Origin of the sequence: Metapseudomonas resinovorans, assembly GCF_002003485.1 — a bacterium.
Taxonomy (GTDB): Bacteria; Pseudomonadota; Gammaproteobacteria; order Pseudomonadales; family Pseudomonadaceae; genus Metapseudomonas; species Metapseudomonas resinovorans_D.
Map to the genome: position 1 here is coordinate 112,515 of NZ_BDMA01000060.1, position 21,752 is coordinate 134,266.

Below are 21,752 nucleotides of genomic sequence, written 5' to 3' on the forward strand. Positions count from 1 at the left end.
GGCAAATATCCATCCCCGTCACGGAACCAACGCCTGAATTCAGGCTCTTCTAGGCCGCCTCCCCTGGTCTGGATTAAAGTTATGCATCAACAACGGAGGGCCTACAGCTCTCTTTTCCCCAGCTCAACGAGTCCATCGATGGAACACCGTGAAGCGCTAGTCGCCCTGCGAAACTTCCTTTCCACCCAGATCCTCGGCCAGGAAAAGCTCATCGACCGCTTGCTGATCGCCCTGCTCGCCGACGGCCACCTGCTGGTGGAAGGCGCGCCCGGCCTCGCCAAGACCAAGGCGATCAAGGACCTGGCGGATGGCGTGGAAGCGGAGTTCCATCGCATCCAGTTCACCCCGGACCTGTTGCCGGCGGACATCACCGGCACCGAGATCTACCGTCCGGAGAATGGAAGTTTCGTGTTCCAGCAGGGGCCGATCTTCCACAACCTGGTGCTGGCCGACGAAATCAACCGCGCACCGGCCAAGGTGCAGTCGGCCCTGCTGGAAGCCATGGCTGAGCGCCAGGTGTCCATCGGCCGCTCCACCTACGCGCTGCCTCCGCTGTTCCTGGTGATGGCGACCCAGAACCCAATCGAACAGGAAGGCACCTATCCCCTTCCGGAAGCCCAGCTCGACCGCTTCCTGATGCACGTGCGCATTGGCTTCCCGGACGCCTCGGTGGAACGCAAGATCCTCCAGCAGGCCCGCGGCGAAGCGCTGCATGGCGAGACACGTGCCGAACACCAGGTCAGCCAGCAGGCGATCTTCGCCGCGCGCAAGGAAATCCTCGGGCTCTACATGGCCGACGCGGTGGAGGAATACCTGGTGCACCTGGTCATGGCCACCCGCACCCCGGCGAAGTTCGACAGCGAGCTGGCCGACTGGCTGGCCTGGGGTGCCAGCCCGCGAGGCTCCATCGCCCTTGACCGTTGCGCTCGCGCCCATGCCTGGATGGCAGGCCGCGACTTCGTCAGCCCGGAAGACATCCAGGCGGTGCTCTTCGACGTGCTGCGTCATCGCATTATTCTCTCGTTCGAAGCAGAAGCTGCCGGTATCGACCAGGACCGGGTGATCCAGCGCATCCTGGATGTGGTAGCGGTCGCCTGATGCGCCTGAAAGCGGTGGTCTGGAAGTTCCGGGCCAGGAAGCGTCGTCCGGCGACACCTGGCTCTGCACCGCCCGCTGCCAGTGCAGAGGGCGTGCACGTGGACCTGGCCGAGCTGATCGACATGCGCCACCGGGTCCGCGAAGTGCAGCTGTTCTCCAGCCCCGCCCGGCGCAGCCCGTTGATCGGCCTGCACCACTCCAAGCTGCGTGGCCGCGGCGTGGACTTCGACCAGGTGCGTATCTACCAGGCCGGCGACGACGTGCGCACCATCGACTGGCGCGTCACCGCACGCACCCAGGAGCCGCACACCAAGCTGTTCCACGAAGAGCGCGAGCGGCCGGTATTCATCATGGTCGAGCAGAGCCAACGGCTGTTCTTCGGCACTGGACTGGTGTTCAAGTCGGTGCTCGCCGCGCAGGCCGCCAGCCTCATTGGCTGGGCTGCCCTGGCGCACAATGACCGGGTCGGCGGGCTGGTGTTCAGCGACCACGACCACCACGAGATCAAGCCACGGCGCAGCAAGCAGAGCCTCCTGCAACTGCTGAACCGCCTGGCCCGCGCCAACCAGGCCCTCGGCAGCCCGGGCGGTACCCAGCGCGAAGGTTTCAGCCTGGCGTTGCGCCGCGCCCGTGAGGTACTGCGTCCGGGCAGTCTCGTCGTGATCCTCTGCGATGAGCGCACCCTGTCCGACACCGCCGAGCAACAGATCAGCCTCCTCTCGCGTCACACCGACCTGATCCTGATGCCGGTTTCCGATCCGCTGGACCATGCGCTGCCGGCCGCCGGCCTGCTGCGTTTCGCCGAGCACGGCGCCCAGCTGGAACTGGACACCCACGCCAGTGACCTGCGCCAGGCCTATCGCGAAATGGGCGAGGCCCGAGCCGCACGCTGGGAGCGCCTGGCCCAGCGGCTGGGCGTTCTGTTGCTGCCGCTGTCCACCCAGGAAGACATGATCGAACAACTGCGCGACTACCTGATGCATCGAGGTGGCGCGCGATGAACCCGCTGGACGGCCTCGAACCCCTGATTGCACCCGCCCCCATCCCCTGGTGGCCGCCCGCACCCGGCTGGTGGTGTCTGCCGCCCCTGCTCGCCCTGCTGGGATGGCTCTTGTGGCGGTGGTGGCAACGCAAGATGCACGCGTCCGTCGCGGAGGTCGAACAGCCGCTGGACCCGCTGCGCCAGGCTGCCCTGGAGGAGCTGGCGCGCCTGCCCAAACCCTACGACGGCGCACCCGCCGGGCCCTGGCTGCAGGAGCTCAACGGTCTTCTCAAACGTCTTTGCCGCATGCATTACCCCGGAGACCAGAGCCATACCCTGAGCGGCCGCGCCTGGCTGGCCTACCTCGACAACCGCTGCCCTGCCGCCGGCCTGACGCGCTGGATGTTGCTGGTCGAGGGGGCCTATCGCCCGCAGTGCAAACTGGACGACAAGGCCATCGCCGGCCTCTACCAGTCCGTCGAGACCTGGATTCGCAAGCATGTTTGAGTTCGCCTGGCCCTGGGTCTTTCTCTTCGCTCCGTTGCCCTGGGTGCTGCGCCTGCTGCTGCCGCCGGCGGACAGTGGCGAAGCAGCGCTCAAGGTGAGTTTCCTCGCTGACCTCGAAGGCCTGGTGGGCCGCCGCGCCCGCGCCAACCTGCCGGCCTGGCGGCAACAGGCACCCTTCGCCCTGCTCTGGCTGTTGCTGCTCTGCGCTGCCGCCCGCCCGGAATGGGTCGGCGAGCCGCAACCCCTGCCCACCAGCGGTCGCGACCTGTTACTGGCGGTGGATGTGTCCGGGTCCATGGACTACGCCGACATGCAATGGGAAGAGGAAGACGTCAGCCGCCTCACCCTGGTGAAACACCTGATGGGCGAGTTCATCGACGGCCGCCGCGGCGACCGCATCGGCCTCATCCTGTTCGGCAGCCAGGCGTACCTGCAGGCACCCCTGACGTTCGACCGGCAAACCGTACACACCTGGCTGGACGAGGCCCTGATCGGCATCGCCGGGAAGAACACTGCCATCGGCGACGCCATCGGCCTGGCGGTGAAACGCCTGCGCCAGCGCCCGGCCGACAGCCGCGTGCTGGTACTGATCACCGATGGCGCCAACACCGGCGGCGAGATCGATCCGCTGACCGCCGCGCGCCTGGCTGCCGAAGAGAAGGTGAAGATCTACACCATCGGCATTGGCGCCGATCCGGAGCAAAGCGACGTGCTCGGCATTCTCGGCCTCAACCCGAGCATGGACCTGGACGAGCCTACCCTGACCGCCATTGCCGAACAGACCGGAGGCCAGTACTTCCGCGCGCGCAACAGCAAGGAGCTGGAAGAAATCGAGGAAAGCCTGGATCGACTGGAGCCGGTGACCCAGCGTGCCAGCCAGGCCCGCCCAGCGTTTTCCCTGTACAGCTGGCCCCTGGCCGGCGCCCTGCTGCTAAGCATCGCACTGGTTTGCCGCGTGCTCTGGCCCTATGCCCTGCAGCAGCGGCCCCAATGGCTGCGGAGGCGCACATGATGGAGCTCTGGCCCCACTGGCTGCGTCCAGCCTGGCTGCTTCTGCTGCCTCTCCTGGGTTGGCTGCTCTGGCAACTCTGGCACCGCGAACGGCGCAGCGGCCGCTGGGAGCAACTGATACCGCGCGCCTTCCAGCCCTGGCTGCTCAATGGTGGTAGCCCGCGCAACAACCGCCTGCCTTGGCTCGCCCTCGGCCTGGCGTGGCTTCTGTGCCTGCTGGCCCTGCTCGGGCCCACCTGGCAGCAGATGGAGCAGAGCACGCAGAAGCGTGCCGACCCACTGGTGGTGATGCTGGAACTGACGCCATCGATGCTCGCCAGCGACATCGCGCCAAGCCGTCTGGAGCAGGCCAAGCGCAAGCTGCGCGACCTGCTGGACGCTCGCCGCGATGCCCAGACGGCAATCGTCGTCTACGCCGGCAGCGCCCACAGCCTGGTGCCGCTCTCCGACGACCTGATGACCAGCCTCAACCTGATCGACTCCTTGAAGCCCTCGATCATGCCGCAGCCGGGGCACCGCGCCGACCTTGCCGTCACCAAGGCGCTGAAGCTGCTGGAACAGGGCGCGCAAGGCCAGGGACGCCTGCTGCTGGTGACCAGCAGCCTGGACGACGAAGAACAGGCCGGTATCCGCAAGGCCCTTGGCTCGCGCGCCGAGCGCCTGGTCATCCTGGGAATAGGCACGGCAGCGGGCGCCCCCATCGCCCAGGAAGATGGCGGGTTCCTCAAGGACGATCAGGGCGCCATCCTCCTGCCGAAGCTCGACGGCGCCCAATTGCGACGTTTCGCTGCCAGCCTCGGCGGTCGTTACGCCGAAGTCCGGGTTGATGAAGGCGACCTGCGCAACCTGGAATTGCTCGACGGCCCCAGGAGCCTGCGCGAAAGCGGTGAAATTGCCCGCCTGGCGGCCTGGGCTGATCAGGGTCACTGGCTACTGCTACCCCTGCTGCTCATCGCCGCGTGCGCCGGCCGCCGCGGCTGGCTGTTCTGCCTCCCGTTGCTGCTGGTGCTCCCGCGCCCGAGCCTGGCCATGGATTTCGAGGACCTATGGCTGCGCCCCGACCAGCAGGGCCAGCGTCTGCTGGAGGTCCAGCAACCCGCCGAAGCAGCAAGGCGCTTCAGCAATCCGCGCTGGCAGGGCATCGCCCTCTATCAGGCTGGCGACTACACGGAGGCCGCGGCGCGTTTCGCCCAGGGCGATACGGCGGCCGATCACTACAACCGCGGTAATGCCCTGGCCTGGACCGGCGAACTGGAAGCGGCGATAGACGCCTACGATTCGGCCCTGCAACGCCAGCCGGACCTCGCTGCAGCAACGAAGAACAAGGCGCTGGTGGAAGACCTGCTGCGCCAGCGCGAGGCCGAGCGCGAAGCGGGCGACCAGGCATCGCAGAACGGTGAAAAGAAGCCTGGCCAGGGCGGTGAGGCAAAGGCTGCGCAACAGCAGGCAGGCCAACAGAACACCGAGCAGAACGCTGCGCAGCAGGCTGGCGGCGAAGCCCAGGCAGGTGGATCGACGCGACCGGGCCAGGGCGGCACCGCCGAGCAAGCCACCTCCCAGGACGCTGCGCAAAGCCAGTCCGCCAGTAACGAACCCCTGGGGGACGAGCGTCGCCAGGCCCTCGAACAATGGCTGCGGCAGATTCCGGACGATCCGGCCGAACTGCTGCGCCGCAAGTTCTGGTACGAACAGCAACAGCGCCAGGAAGAACAGTGATGACGCGCCTGCTATGCACCCTACTCCTCAGCCTGACGGCACTGGCGGCACTGGCCGCCGGTTTCACCGCCTCCGTCGACCGCACGCGGCTGAGCGAAGGTGAAACCGTCGAGCTGACCCTCGAGTCCTCTGACCCGACCCTGTTCGGCAAGCCCGATCTGACACCTCTGAGCGACACCTTCGATGTGCTCGCCACGCGCCAGATCAACCAGCTCGGCACCTTCAATGGCAAGAACGACCGCGCCACCCGCTGGATCATCACCCTGCAGCCGAAGCAGACCGGCTTCGTCACTATCCCGGCGCTGAAGCTGGGCGACGTCCACAGCGCGCCCATCACCCTTAACGTCCAGAAGGCCGAGAAAAGCGACACGTCCGGCGGCAGCAACCTGGCCCCGGTCTTCATCGACGCCAGCCTCGACCAGGAAAGCGTCTACGTACAGGCGCAGGCCATCCTCACCCTGCGCATCTACCATTCTGTGTCGCTCTACGACGACAGCAGCCTCAGCCCGCTGCAGATGGACGACGCCCGCGTCGAGCAACTGGGTGATCCGCGCACCTACGAGAAAGAGATCAATGGCGTTCGCCATGGCGTGATCGAAGTGCGCTATGCCGTCTTCCCGCAGAAGAGCGGCGTCATGAACATTCCCCCGCAGGTGTTCAGCGCGACCCTGGTCGATCCGGGTAGCGATACCGGCTATCAGCCCTTCGGCCCTCGCCCGGGCAAGCTGACCCGGGTGAACTCTCCACGCATTCCCCTGACCGTCATGCCAAAGCCCGCGGAGTATCCGGCCGATGCGCCCTGGCTGCCCGCGCGCAACCTGACCCTGGCCGAGTCCTGGAGCCCCGACCCTGCAGGCGTGCAGACCGGTGACTCGCTGACCCGCAGCCTCATGCTGAACGTGGAAGGTCTCTCCAGCGCGCAGATACCGCCGCTGCCGGCGACACAGGCCAAAGGCTTGCGCCGCTATCCCGACCAGCCGCAACTGGGCAACAAGACCGACGACCGGGGACTCCTTGGCAGCCGCGAAGAGCGCGAAGCCCTGGTGCCCACCACCAGTGGCCGCCTGGAACTGCCGGCGGTGACGGTGACCTGGTGGAACACCCGTGACAATCGCCTGGAGCGCAGTGAAATTCCGGCGCGCACCCTGGAAGTCGCCAGCAACCCCGAACTCGAAACAGCGCCAGCGTTGTCCGTGGGCACGCAGGTCGGCAACGCCATTGGCCAGGCGCGTCTCTGGCCCTGGCAGCTCGCCACCGCGCTGCTCGCCTGCACGACCCTGCTGGGCTTCGGCCTGTGGTGGCGCGCGCGTCGCCAACCCGCGATCCTGCCTACGATCCAGACCGGCCCGAGCCCTCGTACGCTGCTGGATGAACTGCGCCGCGCCTGCCAGTCCAACGATCCCCACGCGACCCGCCAGGCCCTGGACAACTGGGCTCGCCAGCACCCGGAAACCCTCGCTGACATGGCCGCCCGCTTCGTGCCGCTGTCCGATGCCATGGACGGACTCAACGGCGCGCTCTACAGCGAAGCCGGCCTGCACTGGCAGGGCGAAGACCTCTGGAAAGCCATCCGCGCCCTCCCCGCCCTCGTGGTGGAACAGCAAACCACGGGCGAGCCGAGCCAGCTGCCGCCGTTGTATCCGCGCTGACCCTCTCCCCCGGCCCCTCTCCCTGAAGGGAGAGGGGTGACTCCCCCCGCAACCTCGCACTCCCCTGTAGGAGCGAATTCATTCGCGACCTGCCAAGGGTGGATGACGCTCTTTTCATCCACCACTGGTGTCCCGCCGGGCCCCACTGCACTGTGCACGCTCCCCTGTAGGCGCGAATTCGGTCGAGAAGGAGGCCGCAACTCCCCTTTCAAACTCCCAGCCGGGCCCAGCTTCCCTCACCCCAACCCTCTCCCAGAGGGAGAGGGGGTTAGCCCGCGCAAGCGGTCAGCATTCTCTCCATCCTTGTAGGGGCGAATTCATTCGCCAAGCAGGCCGCACGCACCGTCGCAAATCCCGCCCATAAAAAAACCGCGGCCAGGGCCGCGGTTTTTTATCTACTGATCAGGCTCAGTGGGCCAGCAGCGAACCACCGACCTTGCCCGCGAGTTTCTCGGGCTTGATCAGGAAGCGCGCCAGGGCCGGCAGCAGCCACAGCGCACCAAACATGTTCCAGAGGAGCATGAAGGTGAGCATCAGACCCATGTCGGCCTGGAACTTGATGGCCGAGAAGATCCAGGTGGCAACACCGATGGCCAGGCAGAGGCCGGTGAAGAGCACGGCCTTGCCGGTGGACTTCAGGGTCTCGTAGTAGGCCTCCTGCAGCGGCAGGCCGGCACGCAAGAAGCTTTCCAGGCGGCTGTAGATGTAGATGCCGTAGTCGACACCGATACCTACGCCCAGCGCGATCACCGGCAGGGTCGCCACTTTCACGCCGATACCCAGCCAGGCCATCAGCGCGTTGCCCAGCACCGAGGTGAGGATCAGCGGCAGCACGATGCACAGGGTGGCGGCGATGGAGCGGAAGGTGATCAGGCACATCGCGGCAACGCAGATGTACACCAGGATCAGGATGGTCAGCTCGGCCTGGGCGATCACCTCGTTGGTGGCCGCTTCGATACCGGCGTTACCGGCCGCGAGGAGGAACTGCAGGCCATCCTTGTTGTGGTCCTTGGCGAACTCCTCTACGGCGGTCACGGCACGGGTAAGCGTCTCGGCCTTGTGGTCGTTGAGGAATACCAGCACCGGGGCCAGCGAGCAGTCGGAGTTGTACAGGCCTTCAGCACGGCTGATGGAGTTGTTCAGCACGTCCTGGTTGCGGGACAGGGTTTCCCACTTCAGGTTGCCTTCGTTCATCCCTTTGATCACCTGCTTGGAGACAGTGACCATGGAGATGGCAGATTGCACGCCCGGAGTGTTCTCCATCTTCCACATCAGCTCGTCCACCGGCGCCAGGGTCTCATGGGTGGAGCAGCCTTCGGGGCCGGTCTTGACCATGACTACCAGTACGTCGGAGCTGGTGGAGTAGTTGTTGATGATGAAGTTGTTGTCCTGGTTGTAGCGCGAGTCCGGACGCAGTTCCGGTGCACCCTGGTCGAGGTCGCCGATCTTCAGGTTCTGGCCGTACCACAGGCCGCCACCGAAGGCGATCAGGGCGATGACCACGGAGATCGGTGCCACGACCGGGTGGGCGAAGTTGGACAGCAGGCGCCAGAACGGATGGTCGCGCACCGCGTCCTTCTTGCTGCGCTCGATGGCCTTCTTGCTGATGCCGACGTAGGAAATCGCAACCGGCAGCAGGATCAGGTTGGTGAAGACGATCACCGCCACACCGATGGAGGCGCCGATGGCCAGCTCGCGGATCACGCCGATGTCGATGATCAGCAGGGTGATGAAGCCCACGGCGTCGGCGAGGATGGCGATCATGCCTGGCAGGAACAGTTGGCGGAACGTGCGCCGTGCGGCGGTCAGGGCGTTGTCGGCGTCACTGGATTGCAGGGCGATACCGTTGATCTTCTGTACGCCGTGGGAAATACCGATGGCGAAGATCAGGAAGGGCACCAGCATCGAGTACGGGTCGAGCCCGAAGCCCACGGAGTGCATCAGGCCCAGCTGCCAGATCACCGCCACCAGGGTGGTGGAGAGCACGGCGATGGTGCTGCGGATACACCAGGTGAACCAGTACAGCAGAACCAGGGTGATGAAGAAGGCGATGCCGAAGAACATCACCACCATGATCAGGCCATCGATCAGGTCACCCACCTTCTTGGCGAAGCCCACTACGTGGACCTTCACGTTGGGGTTCTGGGCCTGGTACTTGTCACGGATCTTCTCTTCCAGCTCATGGGAGAACTGGCGGTAGTCGAGCTTCATCAGCTTGCCCTGGTCGTTCGGGTCCGGATAGGACTCGAGCAGCGGCACGTCGACGATGCTGGACTTGAAGTTGTTGGCCACCAGGCGGCCGATCTGGCCGGACTTGAGCACGTTGTTGCGCAGCTCTTCCAGGCTGGCCTCGGAGCCGTCGTAGGTCTGCGGAATGACCTCGCCACCGGCGAAGCCCTCTTCGGTCACTTCGGTCCAGCGAACGCTCGGGCTCCACAGCGACTTCAGGCCGGAACGATCAACACCGGGAATGTAGAAGACCTCGTCATGGATCTGACGCAGGGTTTCCATGTACTCCTTGCTGAAGATGTCGCCGTTGACCGCTTCCACCGAGATACGCACGGTGTTGCCGAGGTTGGCCAGGTCATTGCGGTGTTCCAGCATCTTCTGGATGTACGGATGATGCAGCGGGATCATCTTCTCGAAGCTGGTGGAGGGCCGTACGTGCATGGCCTGCCAGAAGAGGAAGACGCTGACCAGCAGGCAGATGACGATCACCGCCGGCCGGTTGTTGAAGATCAGGCGCTCCAGAAAGGTCGCCTTGTCCTGGTGATGGGTACTCATCGAAACTCTCCGCCTTTCTTATAGTTGGCCCAGCTCGGCGCCGGTCGGCGACGCTACGCGTACACCGCCCTGTCCCACCAGGATCAGGTTGCCTTTCTCGTCGGCGATGACACTGGCCAGCGACATGCGATCGCTGCGGTTCACCACGGCGAAGCTGCGGCCATTGTCGGTGCTCTTCAGCACGCTGCCGCCATGACCGACGACCACCAGGCTGCCGTCAGGTAGCAGAGCACCACCGGACAGGCCGAACTCCAGTTCACCGTTGCCAGCTTTCAGCGGCACGGTTTCCCAGGTGTTGCCGAAGTCCGCGGAGCGGAACAGGTGGCCGCGCAGGCCATAGGCGATCACCACGCCCGGCTCGGCAGTGCCGAGTGCGCCGAACAGCGAGCCTTCGTACGGACCTTCGAGGCGCTCCCAGGTTTCACCCCAGTCGGCGGAACGGAACATGCTGCCCGCCTCGCCCACCACGAACAGGCCGGAATCTTTCACGGCGGCGATGGCGTTGAGGTGGTACTGGTCTTCGTTGTCGAGGCGGTCGCTGACGTCTTCCCAGTTCTTGCCACCATCGCGGGTGGTCAGCAGGGCGCCGTAGGAACCCACGGCAAAGCCGGTGCTGGCGTCCTTGAACCAGACGTCCAGCAGCGGCGCTTCGCGCTGCAGGTCTTCGAACTGGAGGGTCCAGGTCGCGCCGCCATCTTCGCTGGTGAGGATCTGTGCGTCGTGGCCGACGGCCCAGCCTTGCTTGTCGTCGACGAAATAGACAGCGGTGAGCATCTGGCGGGTAGGCACCTTGGCCTGGGTCCAGGACTTGCCATTGTCGTCGGAATAGAGAATGTGGCCACGGTCGCCAACGGCCACCAGGCGCTTGCCGGCATGGGCGACGTCGAGCAGGAGGCTGCTCACGGCCTTGGGCGATTCGATGGAGAGGACGGGTACATCAGCGGCCAGCGCGGATGCGGTGATGGGCGCAGCGGCTACAGCAAGGACAGAGAGCACACTGAACAGCGAGAGCGCTTTGGCCAGCGGCGAATAAAAGCGGAACGTCGGCTTGTGGAGATTTTCCACGGCAAGGCCTGACGGGGTGCGCCGCATGACGGGCTCACTCATACACCTTTCCCCTTTTTGTTATAGGTGGATGCTGCCCAGGGCAGGCAGCGCACTAATCCTAGCCAGCTTTGGAAAGCCTGCACAATCGGCGGGACGTTATGTTTTGTTAAGCGCTGGTGGCGCTCTGTAACACGCCAGCTGGCTGCCGGAAAAGAAAAAGGCCGCTACACGTAGCGGCCTTCTTCCTGGAACTTCAAGCGATCAACGAGTACCGCGGCGACGCAGGGCGGACGGCTTGAAGTAGCCATCGTCCGGAGTGGCCTGGGTGAAGTCGATGGTAGTCGGCTCTTCGTTGTCCAGGTTCTGCACGTGGTAACGGCGGGCCTGCAGGTCGTGGAACACGTCGAGTGCGGACCAGGTGGTCGGCAGGTCGTAGTAGTTCTTCAGGTAGGCAACCGATACGCGCCACAGCTCACCACGGCCGTCGTACTGGTCGACCACAGCGGCTTGCCAGCTGTCCTCGTCGAGGAACAGGGTGCGCTTGGAGTAGATGTGGCGGGCGCCCGACTTCAAGGTGCCTTCCACGACCCACACGCGGTGCAGTTCGTTGCGGGTAAGGGCCGGATTCAGGTGGCCGGGCTGCAGCAGGTCCTTGTACTTAACCTCAGGGCTGGAAACCTTGTAGTTGTTGTACGGGATGTAGATTTCCTTCTTGCCTACCAGCTTCCAGTCGTAACGGTCCGGAGCGCCGTTGAACATGTCGGTGTCGTCGGCGGTGCGCAGGCCGTCGGCAGCAGCGATCGGGGTGTCGTAGGCAAGGTTCGGTGCGCGGCGCACGCGACGCTGGCCGGCGTTGTAGCCCCAGGCCTGACGCGGTTCCTTCACCTGGTCGAGGGTTTCGTGGACCAGGGTGGCACCACCAGCCAGGCGAGCCGGGCTCTTGGTGAAGGACAGGTAGTAGAACAGGATGTTGTTCAGGTCGGCGTAAGTACCTTGCGGGTTGTAGTACTTGAACCGGGCTTCCTGCTGGGAGGTCACCAGGGAGTAGTCGCCATTGCGCTGCACGGCCACTTCCGAAGCGCGGCGCACGATGTAGGAGCCGCGATAACGGGTGATGTGGTTCCACAGGGCCTCGACGCCATTCTGCGGGATCGGGAACGGGATGCCGCCATAGGCATCGGAGAAGCCGTTGCCGCCGTCCAGCAGTTTGGCGGTGGTGGCGTTCTTGACGGTGTTGTCATACACCCACTGCGGCGCGGAGCCGGAGCGGCGAGTCTGGTACACCGGCATCTGGAAGCTGTTCGGGTAGGCGTTGAACAGGGCGATCTGACCGGGGGTCAGGTTGGCCTTGTACTGGTCCAGGTTCGCCTTGGTGATGGTGAACAGTGGTTTGTCTTCCGGGAACGGGTCCGGGTGGTGCTGGCCGGACTTGTAGCCAGCCGGAGCCTGGGTGATGCCACCGGTCCAGGCCGGGATGGTGCCGGCAGCGTTGCCGGCCTTCTCGGCACCGAAGGGGGTCAGGCTGGCGCCGAGTTTGGTGGCGTCCTGGGCCGAAACCGAGGCCAGGGCGCTGCTGGCGGAGAGCGCCAGGGCAACCGCGGCGCTAATCAGCGAAAGCTTTTTCAGCATGGGGGTTCTCCGTGATGAGTCTGTATCGGGCGCCCCGGGGCGCCCGTATTGTTCTTGTTGGGATTAGAACGAGTACTTGACGTTGACGCCGACGTTGTCGCGGTCACGTACCGAGTTGTTCTGGCCACCGCCGTAGAACTCGGTGTACTGGAGTTCGGCTTCCAGGCTGTTCAGGTAGGTTGCCTTGACGCCCAGGGTGTAAGCCTTGCGACCTTCGATGAAGCTGCCGGTCTGGTAGGAGTTGCCCTCGAAGTCGTCCTTGTAGACGACGTAGGGGGAGATGTTCACGCCGGCATAGACGTCGTTCCAGGTACCGGACACCAGCAGGGTGTAGCCGTAGGCGTTCTTGTTGACCTGATCGTCACGCTCGCCGCCGGAGACGTAGGAGTTGTTGCCACGGCCGGAGTAGTAGCGCTTCTGGCCGTTGAACGCGGTGTACTGCAGGTCGCTGCCGCGCAGGTGCTCGGAAGCCAGCTCCGCCACGCCGATCAGGGAGTCGAAGGACAGCGACGGGCCGAAGTTGTAGATGGTGCCCAGGGAGGTGTTGAAGGCTTCTACGCGTTCGGAGTTGTGGATCGAGTCACCCAGTCGCACGTCCTGGCCGCCGATGTTGACAGTGCGGCCGGACGCCAGTTGCGGCGCCTGGAGCAGCAGGTCGCCCAGCAGGTCGTTGGTGGTGGCGATACCGATCGGCAGATTCGGCCGGTAGGCCAGTTCACCGAAGACCGAAGCGTCGCCCACGGTGGTGTTGAAGCTGAAGCCGTACATGCGGATGTCTTCGGCGTATTCACGCTGTGCTTGCACGGCGTTCGCAACATCCATGGTTGCCAGGCCGCCGGCTGCGGTAGTAGCGGCGGTAGTCAGCGCGTTGGAGTAAGCACGCGCCAGGCCCGGGTTGAGCGCCGGGTTGGCCAGCACTGCGCGCAATTGAGCGACCGAGATACCCGCCTGGGCTGCAACTGCCTGCTGAACCTGCGGAGCGATCGCAGTGGAAGCCGCGCCAGCGATCTGGGCAAGGTTCAGACCCGCGTAATCACCCAGGTTGGCCGCGATGGTCGGCTCTTTGGCGTGGTAGTTGACGAAGTAGAAGCCGAACTCGGTGGAGTTCAGTTCTTCAGCGATATAGCGGAGAGCCACACCGAACTGACCGTCGTTCTTGGCGTTGATGTCCGGACCGATCGAGGCCACCTTGATCACGCCATTGGCGTCTACGTTGCGGCCGCCCTGAAGGCCACCGATACCTGCAGCGCTCAGGCCGCCATAGAGGGGGGCGAGCGGTTGCAGCGCAGGCTGGGTGGAGTACGCGGTATTACCGCCATCAGCGAACAGGTCAGTCTCGGAGTAGTAGGTGCCGACCGGGTCGATAGCGGATTCTTTCCAGTTCCACTGGTAGAAGGTTTCCATCGACAGGTTTTCGGTCAGGCCGACGTTGAAGCTCAGGGCCTCGACCGGTACCAGTACTTCCTTCAGCTCGGAGCCCGGCAGGCGGAACTTGGCGGCGTCGACCGGGTTGGTGGTGTTCACGCCACCGCGGTAGAAGATGCCCTCACCCCAGTTGAACACCTGCTTGCCAACACGACCGGTGACCGGCATATCGGCCACGTCCCAGTTGCCGTAGAGGTAGGCGTCGAGGATCTGCGCATCACGACCGGCCTTGTGGCGGGTTTCGTAAGTGAAGCTGTCGTCCTTCGGGAAGTTCTGGCTCGGCTGGACCGGGTTGTTGTTGTCCAGATAGTCGTTGCGCTTGTCCATGATCTGGGTGTCATAGAAAGCGGTGCCACGAACGAACATGCCGTAGTTCTTGTAGGTCGCTTCCAGGTCGGAAGTGATCTTGTAGACCTCGGAGACCAGGCCGGTATCGAAGTTGCGGTTACCGTCGTTGGTGTTGATGTCGTTGTTGGTCTTGTCCTGGCCCTGTACGCGCCACAGCTGGCCGTAGGAAACGGTGGTATCCAGGGAACCGGAAATTTCGTCGTTGGCGAAGCTGAATTCCACCGCCTGGGCCTGGGCGGCTACCAGGATCGGCAGGATACCGGCGAAGGCGAAACCTGCCTTGGCCGGTGCGAAACGCAACGTGGGCTTGCGGGACTTGAGCTCCATCGAGTCTTACTCCGTGGACTGATCACTTTGTTATTGGCAGCCCGTCAGGCGGGCTTGTTTGTCCAGCCGCTTGGCGGCCTTGTTTGGCTTCGGCAGGAAATCCCCAGCGCAGAGCGCACCCCACTTCGATTGCACCGAAACGGGGCCAAATCTCCAGCGGCGTTGCAACCATGGTGCCAATTCGCAAATGAGCGTCAGAAAAGTTCCGCGAGCTTCACGACAAATTTTTGTCAAACAAGTGACTGATCATCCACTGATCAATTCCGATTTTTCTGTCCGATCTTGTCGGACGATCTGGCTCGATTTGTCACTCAAGATCACACTTGAAGGGCATGTACGTTCATACCAAAAGCTGTCTGGTCAAGCCTTTTGTGGGCGTTTAAGACTGCTTGCGCATAACAACGTGCCGTTTCATTTCTTTGAGTAACAAAAAAGTGTTACCGGAACTAACCGGTAACACTTCTTGAAAGAGAGATTTCGGAGGGATGACAGCCCGTTTACACGGGCTGTCAGAGGTGCGTCAGGCGAGGCTCTTGCTGACCACTTCAAAGACGTCGCTGGAGAGTTCGCCGGAGGCGAGGATGCGCTCCAGTTCAGCTCTCATCAGTTGCTGGCGACCGGCGTCGTACTTGCGCCAGCGGGTGAGCGGCGCCAGTTGGCGGGAAGCGATCTGCGGGTTGAGGGCATTCAGCGTAATCACATGGTCGGCGAGGAAGCGGTAGCCGGCACCATCGGCCCGGTGGAAGTTCACCAGGTTCTGGTTGGCGAAGGCGCCGATCAGGGCACGCACCTTGTTCGGGTTCTTCAGGGTGAAGGCCGGGTGCTCCATCAATGCCTTGACCCGCTCCAGACCACCCGGCAGGCCGCAGCCGGCTTGCACGCTGAACCACTGGTCCATCACCAGCGGATCTTCCTTGAAGTACTCGGCGAAGCGCTCGAGGGCGTCTGCCTTTTCCTTCTCGAAGCCCGAATTGACCAGCACGGCCAGGGCCGACAGGCGCTCGGTCATGTTGTCGCAGTCGCTGAACTGCTCCTGGCAGGCCTCCAGCACTTCCGGCTTGCCGCTCTGCATCAGGTAGGAAAGCGCGATGTTCTGGAGGGTGCGTCGAGCGATATGCGCCGCCTCGGCCACGTAGCCTGTTTCGCGGGACAACCCACGATTTGCCTGGAAGCGGGCCAGCAGGGGTTGGAACAAGGCTCCGCCGATGGACTGGCGGGCGAACTCGCGTGCGGCGTGGATGGCATCCACGTCGGCCACTTCGCTGATCTCGGTGAGGTAGGCCTCGCTCGGCAGGGACAGCATTTCCGCGACCATCGCCTGATCGAGCGACTCGTCCTCCAGCAAGGTGCGGAAGGCGGTGATCAGGCGCGGGTCCAGCACCAGCTTCTCGCCGCGCTGATGCTGGTCGATCAGTTCCTGCAACACCTGCACCGACAGCTGCTGGCCGGCTTCCCAACGGTTGAAGCCGTCGGAGTCGTGCTGCATGAGGAACATCAGCTGGTCACGGTCGTAGGGGAAGGCGAGCTTCACCGGTGCGGAGAAGCCACGCAGCAGCGACGGCAGCGGACGCTGCGCGATATCGACGAAGGTAAAGGTCTGCTCGGCCTCGGTGACCGACAGCACGCGATTGCCGCCCAGCGTCTTGGCTTCGCCCGCGAGACGCAGCGGCAGGTCGTTGCCGGCGGCGTCCAGCAGTCCCAGCTCCACGGGAATGACGAAGGGTTGCTTGTCCTTCTGACCCGGCGTGGCCGGGCAGCTCTGGCGGAAGGTCAGGCTGTAGGTCTTCGCCGCCGCATCGTAGCTGTCTTCCACCTGCAGGCGCGGCGTGCCGGACTGGCTGTACCAGCGCTTGAACTGGGAAAGGTCGACGCCATTGGCGTCTTCCATCGCCTTGACGAAGTCGTCACAGGTCACGGCCTGGCCGTCGTGGCGTTCGAAGTAGAGGTCGGTGCCCTTGCGGAAACCTTCAGCGCCCAGGAGCGTGTGGATCATGCGCACCACTTCCGAGCCCTTCTCGTAGACGGTCAGGGTGTAGAAGTTGGAAATCTCGATGAAGGAATCCGGGCGCACCGGATGGGCCATGGGGCCGGCGTCCTCGGCGAACTGGTTGGTACGCAGGAACGCCACGTCCTCGATGCGCTTGACGGTGCGCGAGTTCATGTCGGCGGAGAACTCGGCGTCACGGAATACGGTGAAGCCTTCTTTCAGCGACAGCTGGAACCAGTCGCGGCAGGTCACGCGGTTGCCCGACCAATTGTGGAAGTACTCGTGCGCCACCACGGCCTCGACGCGCTGGTGCGCAGCGTCGGTGGCGGTTTCCGCCTTGGCCAGCACGCAGCTGGAGTTGAAGATGTTGAGCCCCTTGTTCTCCATGGCGCCCATGTTGAAGTCGTTGACCGCGACGATCATGAAGATGTCCAGGTCGTATTCGCGGCCATACACCTCTTCGTCCCAGCGCATGGACTTCTTCAGGCTGTCCATGGCGTGCTGCACCTTGTCGATGTTCTCCGGCTCGACGTAGATGCGCAGGGTCACGTCGCGCTTGCTCATGGTGTTGAAGACGTCTTCCACGCACCAGAGGTCGCCCGCCACCAGGGCGAACAGATAAGCCGGTTTCTTGAACGGGTCTTCCCAGGTCGACCAGTGGCGACCGCCCTCCTCCGCCCCGCTGGCCACCGGATTGCCGTTGGACAGCAGTACCGGATAGCGATGCTGCTCGGCGCTGACGGTGGTGGTGAACGTGCTCATCACGTCCGGGCGGTCGAGGTAATAGGTGATCTTGCGGAAGCCTTCGGCCTCGCACTGGGTGCAGAACATCTTGCCGGACTTGTACAGGCCTTCCAGTGCCGTGTTGGTTTCCGGATGGATGCGCACGGTGCTGTCGAGGGTGAAGCTCGCTGCCACCGGCTGCAGGGTCAGATGGCTGTCGTCCACCTGGAAGTCGGCGGCGCCCAGTTCGCGATCGTCCATGGACAGCGACAGCAACTCCAGTTGCTGCCCGTCCAGCACCAGCGGTGGCAGGCCCTCGGCCGCGCGCTCGGGGTTGCGGCGCATCACCAGCTGGGCGTGGACCAGGGTGTGGTCCTCGTACAGCTCGAAGGTCAGGTTGGTCTCGTCGATCAGGTAATCCGGGGCCTGATAGTCCTTGAGGTAGATGACTTTCGGTTGCTCGGTGCGCATGGTCGTCTCTTCGGTTACGGGGCGGCCCCGAAACCCTGGGCCGCGCATGATGAAAGGGGTCAAGGTCGGAGTATGGACTATTCCCCTGCCGACCTTATGCCGGAACCTACGCTGCGCTGATGGCCAACTGGTAGGCCGTGTACTTGCGCAGGTTGATCACGCCGGTATCGAGGATCAGGTACTGGCCCTTGATGCCCCGCAGCGTACCCTCCACCACTGGCGTCTTGTCCAGATCGAAGCTGACGACCTTGGTCGGATAGGCATCCACGGGATAGCTGATCTCGATGGGCTCGATATCCCTTACCGGCTGGATGGCTTGCAGGCCGAAGCGGTCCTGCAGGGCGCGAATGCCGTCGGCAAGCTGGTCGAACAGCTCGTCGCGAACCGCCAACAGGTCCAGCGGCGGTGCTTCGCCCTTGAGCATCGCGCGCCAGTTGGTGCGGTCGGCCACCTTGCTGCGCAGCAGGTCTTCGACGAAGCCCGATTGCTGGCGGGTGGCCACGCGCAGGATCGGCAGCGCCTGGCTGGCGCCCTGGTCGATCCAGCGGGTCGGCACCTGGCTGGCGCGGGTGATGCCCACCTTGATCCCCGAGGAGTTGGCCAGGTAGACCACGTGGTCGGTCATGCAGAAGCGCTCGCCCCACTCCGGCTCGCGGCAGGTGCCCGCGTCGTAGTGGCACTTTTCCGGGCTGACGATGCAGCTATCGCATTGCGCCAGCTTGGTGAAGCAGGGATAGCAGTAGCCCTGGCTGAAGCTCTTCTTCGTCTTGCGTCCGCAGTGGACGCAATGAATGGCACCGAGGAATTCCAGGCGCAGTTGCTTGCCGAGCAGGGGATTCACCGCGATATCCGCCTCGTCGAGACGGAAGCCGTATTGCACGGGTGTTTCAAGGCGCACCGACATCTTGCTGAGTGCGCCGCGTCCTAGTTCCAGCATCAGTGAACCGAATTCGACTTGAACAGAAGGTTGGGGATGGGATCGGACTTGGAGCTGCACTCCTGCGGGCCCATGTAGCCGGTACGCTCTTCTTCCGGCAGATTCTTCAGCTCCCAGGCAATTACCGCCTGCAGCGACAGCTCCTTCTGTTCCTGGGTCAGCTTGCGGCCGTCCGGCCACTTGCCGATCTCCACGGCCAGCTTGAGGCTTTCGTAGACATCCTGGGTGATGTTGCTGATCAGATGGGCAAAAGACGACATGGGCGATTCAGGTCCTGGGAGTGGGACGGAGCGCGCATTCTACCGGCGCAGGCGCGCCAATGCACCGCCAAGCAGCCCGGTGGCGCAGCCGGCAACCAGGCCACCGACGTGGGCGCCGTTGGCGATGGCACCGAACCCCAGGGCAGTGATCAGGCCGGACAAGCACACCAGCAGCCAGATCAGCATCATCACCATCACCCCCGGTGGCAGTCGGTAAGCTGGACACGGCGCCAGGCGCTGGAACACCCAGCAGTGGCCAAGCAGGCCGTAAAGCACGCCGGAAAGCCCACCGAACAGCGACGGGCCGCTGACGAAATACTGCGTGTAGTCCGACACCAGACTGAAGCCCAGGGTCAGCACCAGCAGCACCGGACCGCCCTGGCGCGACTCGATGCGGCGACCCAGCTCCCAGAACCACATGCCGTTCATCGCCAGGTGCAGGATGCCGAAGTGGATCAGCATCGGCGTCACCAGGCGCCACCACTGCCCTGCCGCCAGCCCCTCGTCGAGGGACGAGAAGTAGATGTAGTCACCCTGGATCTCGAAGTCCTGGAAGCTCAGCCAGCGGATAACCGAGAAGTTGTCGCCCAGGTTGGTGAGCGCGGCGACCACCAGGGTGACCAGCAGCACCAGGCTGGTAATGGGGCTGGCCAGGAGCTGAGCGAGGAAACCCGCGCGCGGCGCATCCTGCGGCCTTTCCTGCTGGAGCTGGAAGTGCGGGTCGCCATCGGGAAAGCGCGCATAGAGCCCGCGCACCTGTTCCGCCAATTGCTGGCCCGGTACCCAGAGGACCTGCTCGCCGGATTCCTCGCTGACGCGGTAAGGCACTTCCAGGCGCTGCAGCAAGGCGATGAAACCGGAAAGATCCACATTCAGCGGTAAACGCAGGACTTCAATCGCACTCATTGGGGTTCCTCGGGGCGCTCCACTTCGACCCAGACGAACTTGTCCGGATCGAGCCGGCTTTCCTGGTCGAGCCGATAGGCCACCAGCTTGCCGTACATCACCGCGCTGTAATCCAGGCAGGCCAGGTTGCCGCGAATCGGCGCCGGCCGGCCGCGCCGCCAGTAGTGGCCGACGAACAGCATGGGCTCCTGCGGGCCGTAGCTGAGCAAGCGCGACTTGTGCGCCTTGGACAACGGCTGGCTGGCCACCTGTTCGGGCAGCGCATCGGGTTGGAACACCACGTCGCCATAGGTTTGCGGGTCTTCTGCCCAGAATTTGGTGCGGAACACCGAGCGGGTGAAGCCGTCGCTGCCGGTCAGCGTCATGCCACCGGGTAGCGGCAGGTCGGTGCCGCGCAGCAGGCGGTCGAACACGCGGCTGGCGAAGCTCGCGGGATCGGCTGCGGCCTTGATGAAGGCTTCGTTGATCCGCCCGTCCGGATGCATCTCGCGCAGGGCCGCGATCAGCTCGCCGTCCCAGCACGCATGGACCATGCGGAAATGGCCACCGTCCAGGAACAGCGGCAGCTCGTAGAACCACCCGAGGAAGTCCCGCCAGTCCGCCGGATGGCCTTCGAACTGCTCCAGGGTTTCCTTGATCAGCCGGGTATGGCGCGGCGTGTGCTCACGGACGAAGTGACGACCGCTACCGGGCGACGCGGGCGTGCTCCAGCCGAGCGCGTTGTACTCATGGTTACCCATGATGCACAGGGCCTGCCCGGCTTCCACCATGGCGTGGACGGTGAGCAGCGCCTCGCGGATGCGCGGGCCGCGGTCGATGATGTCGCCGAGGAACAGCGCCATGCGCTGCGGATGCCGCCAGACACCACCCTGCTTGCGATAGCCGAGGCGGTCGAGCAGGCGCTCCAGGGTATGTGCGCAACCGTGGACGTCACCGATCAGATCGTAACCACGGCCGGGATCGAGGCTCATCAGTCGCCTCCACCCAGTCGGCTGCCCCAGCCCAGCTTGGTCCGGCAGACCTCGTAGTAGTTGTGATCCAGCGGGTGGATCAGGCGCAGTTTCTGCGGCTTCTTGGCAACGGTAATGGTGTCGCCGGGCGCGCAGGTGAAGTGGTTCTGGCCGTCGCAGGACACCAGCGGATAAATCTGCAGATTGGGCGATACGACGATTTTCAGTTCACTGGTGCTGTCCACCACTATGGGCCGGCTGGACAGGGTATGCGGGTACATTGGCACGACGACAATGGCGTCGAGCTTGGGATGCATGATCGGGCCACCGGCGGACAGCGCGTAGGCCGTGGAGCCGGTCGGCGTCGCGATGATCAGGCCGTCGGCCTTCTGGCTGCAGACGAACTGGCCGTCGATGTGCAGTTCGAACTCGATCATCCGCGTCGACTTGCCGGGGTGTAGCACCACATCGTTCAGCGCGTCGCCCTGGCCAATGGCCTCGCCATGACGGCGCACCTCGGCCTCCAGCAGGAAACGCGTCTCGACGCTGTAGCGGCCGTCGAGCACTTCGGCCACTTTCACTTCCAGTTCATCGGGACGTATGTCGGTCAGGAAGCCCAGGCTGCCCCGGTTGATCCCCAGCACCGGCACGTTGTGGCGCGCGAGGGCGCGTGCGGCACCGAGCATGCTGCCGTCGCCGCCGACGACGATCACCAGGTCGCAGACCTCACCGAGGATTTTCCGTGACGATGTCTGCAGGCCATGGCCCGGCAGCACTTCGGCGATGGTGTCTTCGAGGATGACGTGGAGATGGCGGTCCAGCAGGAATTTTTTCAGCCGGCGAATGGTGTCGAGCACATGGGAACTGCCCAGGCGACCGATGATGCCGATATTGCGGAATTGCTCCATGGGGCTCCAGGGCGGCATTGGCGGGTGAGAATGGCGAAATTATGGGGGATAGCAGCGGACAGCGGCAAACCGCCGTCGGCTATGCTC

General features: G+C 64.1%; 16 protein-coding genes. 6 read left to right on the forward strand and 10 right to left on the reverse strand.

Annotated elements, in window-relative coordinates; all coding sequences use genetic code 11:
* Positions 1–138 precede the first annotated feature (138 nt).
* The 6 genes from MnOB_RS16950 to MnOB_RS16975 all read left to right on the forward strand — a co-directional run bounded on the left by MnOB_RS16950 (position 139) and on the right by MnOB_RS16975 (position 6,963).
* Complete coding sequence (locus tag MnOB_RS16950) at positions 139–1,098, forward strand: AAA family ATPase (RefSeq protein ID WP_077525393.1); 960 nt, start codon at positions 139–141, stop codon at positions 1,096–1,098.
* A 122-nt stretch (positions 1,099–1,220) separates the two neighbouring features.
* Positions 1,221–2,099, forward strand: a complete 879-nt coding sequence (locus MnOB_RS16955; RefSeq protein WP_077525448.1) for a DUF58 domain-containing protein — start codon at positions 1,221–1,223, stop codon at positions 2,097–2,099.
* The gene (locus MnOB_RS16960) at positions 2,096–2,587 is read left to right on the forward strand and encodes a DUF4381 domain-containing protein (protein WP_077525394.1); all 492 of its coding nucleotides are present in this window, start codon (positions 2,096–2,098) and stop codon (positions 2,585–2,587) included. Before MnOB_RS16955 ends, MnOB_RS16960 begins: the two co-directional genes overlap by 4 nt.
* Positions 2,580–3,599 carry a vWA domain-containing protein gene (locus MnOB_RS16965; RefSeq protein ID WP_077525395.1) on the forward strand — a complete coding sequence of 340 codons (1,020 nt, stop codon included), beginning with the start codon at positions 2,580–2,582 and terminating at the stop codon, positions 3,597–3,599. The genes MnOB_RS16960 and MnOB_RS16965 overlap by 8 nt, the downstream gene beginning before the upstream one ends.
* Positions 3,596–5,314, forward strand: a complete 1,719-nt coding sequence (locus MnOB_RS16970; protein ID WP_077525396.1) for a VWA domain-containing protein — start codon at positions 3,596–3,598, stop codon at positions 5,312–5,314. The genes MnOB_RS16965 and MnOB_RS16970 overlap by 4 nt, the downstream gene beginning before the upstream one ends.
* The gene (locus MnOB_RS16975) at positions 5,314–6,963 is read left to right on the forward strand and encodes a BatD family protein (RefSeq protein ID WP_077525397.1); all 1,650 of its coding nucleotides are present in this window, start codon (positions 5,314–5,316) and stop codon (positions 6,961–6,963) included. The genes MnOB_RS16970 and MnOB_RS16975 overlap by 1 nt, the downstream gene beginning before the upstream one ends.
* 408 nt (positions 6,964–7,371) lie before the next feature.
* Here the strand turns inward: MnOB_RS16975 and MnOB_RS16980 are convergent, their stop codons facing one another.
* The 10 genes from MnOB_RS16980 to MnOB_RS17025 form a co-directional block, all read right to left on the reverse strand.
* Complete coding sequence (locus MnOB_RS16980; protein ID WP_077525398.1) at positions 7,372–9,747, reverse strand: efflux RND transporter permease subunit; 2,376 nt, start codon at positions 9,745–9,747, stop codon at positions 7,372–7,374.
* 18 nt (positions 9,748–9,765) lie between these two features.
* Positions 9,766–10,854, reverse strand: a complete 1,089-nt coding sequence (locus tag MnOB_RS16985; RefSeq protein WP_077525399.1) for a WD40/YVTN/BNR-like repeat-containing protein — start codon at positions 10,852–10,854, stop codon at positions 9,766–9,768.
* Positions 10,855–11,055: 201 nt separating this feature from the next.
* Positions 11,056–12,423 carry a DUF1329 domain-containing protein gene (locus MnOB_RS16990; protein ID WP_077525400.1) on the reverse strand — a complete coding sequence of 456 codons (1,368 nt, stop codon included), beginning with the start codon at positions 12,421–12,423 and terminating at the stop codon, positions 11,056–11,058.
* Positions 12,424–12,486: 63 nt separating this feature from the next.
* Positions 12,487–14,523 (reverse strand): DUF1302 domain-containing protein, encoded by a 2,037-nt coding sequence (locus MnOB_RS16995; protein ID WP_077525401.1) that lies wholly within the window; start codon positions 14,521–14,523, stop codon positions 12,487–12,489.
* Positions 14,524–15,043: 520 nt separating this feature from the next.
* Complete coding sequence (gene pepN, locus MnOB_RS17000) at positions 15,044–17,704, reverse strand: aminopeptidase N (RefSeq protein WP_077525402.1); 2,661 nt, start codon at positions 17,702–17,704, stop codon at positions 15,044–15,046.
* Positions 17,705–17,810: 106 nt separating this feature from the next.
* Positions 17,811–18,641: a DUF2797 domain-containing protein gene (locus tag MnOB_RS17005; protein WP_077525403.1), complete on the reverse strand. Its 831-nt coding sequence runs from the start codon at positions 18,639–18,641 to the stop codon at positions 17,811–17,813.
* A complete protein-coding gene (locus tag MnOB_RS17010; RefSeq protein WP_077525404.1) occupies positions 18,641–18,901 on the reverse strand; it encodes a YeaC family protein in 261 nt (86 codons plus the stop codon). The genes MnOB_RS17005 and MnOB_RS17010 overlap by 1 nt, the downstream gene beginning before the upstream one ends.
* A gap of 39 nt (positions 18,902–18,940) precedes the next feature.
* Entirely contained in the window at positions 18,941–19,807 is an 867-nt protein-coding gene (locus MnOB_RS17015) for a rhomboid family intramembrane serine protease (protein WP_077525405.1), read from the reverse strand.
* On the reverse strand, positions 19,804–20,778 hold the full coding sequence (locus MnOB_RS17020; RefSeq protein ID WP_077525406.1) for a metallophosphoesterase: 975 nt from the start codon (positions 20,776–20,778) through the stop codon (positions 19,804–19,806). Before MnOB_RS17020 ends, MnOB_RS17015 begins: the two co-directional genes overlap by 4 nt.
* Entirely contained in the window at positions 20,778–21,665 is an 888-nt protein-coding gene (locus MnOB_RS17025; protein WP_044875010.1) for an NAD(+) kinase, read from the reverse strand. Before MnOB_RS17025 ends, MnOB_RS17020 begins: the two co-directional genes overlap by 1 nt.
* Between the last annotated feature and the right edge of the window lie 87 nt (positions 21,666–21,752).

Bases quoted from the DNA above. Each gene is read 5' to 3' on its own strand.
- MnOB_RS16990 (WP_077525400.1), bottom strand. From the start codon at position 12,423: ATGCTGAAAAAGCTTTCGCTGATTAGCGCCGCGGTTGCCCTGGCGCTC.
- MnOB_RS17010 (WP_077525404.1), bottom strand. From the start codon at position 18,901: ATGTCGTCTTTTGCCCATCTGATCAGCAACATCACCCAGGATGTCTAC.
- MnOB_RS16955 (WP_077525448.1), top strand. From the start codon at position 1,221: ATGCGCCACCGGGTCCGCGAAGTGCAGCTGTTCTCCAGCCCCGCCCGG.
- MnOB_RS16995 (WP_077525401.1), bottom strand. From the start codon at position 14,523: ATGGAGCTCAAGTCCCGCAAGCCCACGTTGCGTTTCGCACCGGCCAAG.
- MnOB_RS16950 (WP_077525393.1), top strand. From the start codon at position 139: ATGGAACACCGTGAAGCGCTAGTCGCCCTGCGAAACTTCCTTTCCACC.
- MnOB_RS16970 (WP_077525396.1), top strand. From the start codon at position 3,596: ATGATGGAGCTCTGGCCCCACTGGCTGCGTCCAGCCTGGCTGCTTCTG.
- MnOB_RS17020 (WP_077525406.1), bottom strand. From the start codon at position 20,778: ATGAGCCTCGATCCCGGCCGTGGTTACGATCTGATCGGTGACGTCCAC.
- MnOB_RS16960 (WP_077525394.1), top strand. From the start codon at position 2,096: ATGAACCCGCTGGACGGCCTCGAACCCCTGATTGCACCCGCCCCCATC.
- MnOB_RS16985 (WP_077525399.1), bottom strand. From the start codon at position 10,854: ATGAGTGAGCCCGTCATGCGGCGCACCCCGTCAGGCCTTGCCGTGGAA.
- MnOB_RS16965 (WP_077525395.1), top strand. From the start codon at position 2,580: ATGTTTGAGTTCGCCTGGCCCTGGGTCTTTCTCTTCGCTCCGTTGCCC.
- MnOB_RS17015 (WP_077525405.1), bottom strand. From the start codon at position 19,807: ATGAGTGCGATTGAAGTCCTGCGTTTACCGCTGAATGTGGATCTTTCC.
- MnOB_RS17025 (WP_044875010.1), bottom strand. From the start codon at position 21,665: ATGGAGCAATTCCGCAATATCGGCATCATCGGTCGCCTGGGCAGTTCC.
- MnOB_RS16980 (WP_077525398.1), bottom strand. From the start codon at position 9,747: ATGAGTACCCATCACCAGGACAAGGCGACCTTTCTGGAGCGCCTGATC.
- pepN (WP_077525402.1), bottom strand. From the start codon at position 17,704: ATGCGCACCGAGCAACCGAAAGTCATCTACCTCAAGGACTATCAGGCC.
- MnOB_RS16975 (WP_077525397.1), top strand. From the start codon at position 5,314: ATGACGCGCCTGCTATGCACCCTACTCCTCAGCCTGACGGCACTGGCG.
- MnOB_RS17005 (WP_077525403.1), bottom strand. From the start codon at position 18,641: ATGCTGGAACTAGGACGCGGCGCACTCAGCAAGATGTCGGTGCGCCTT.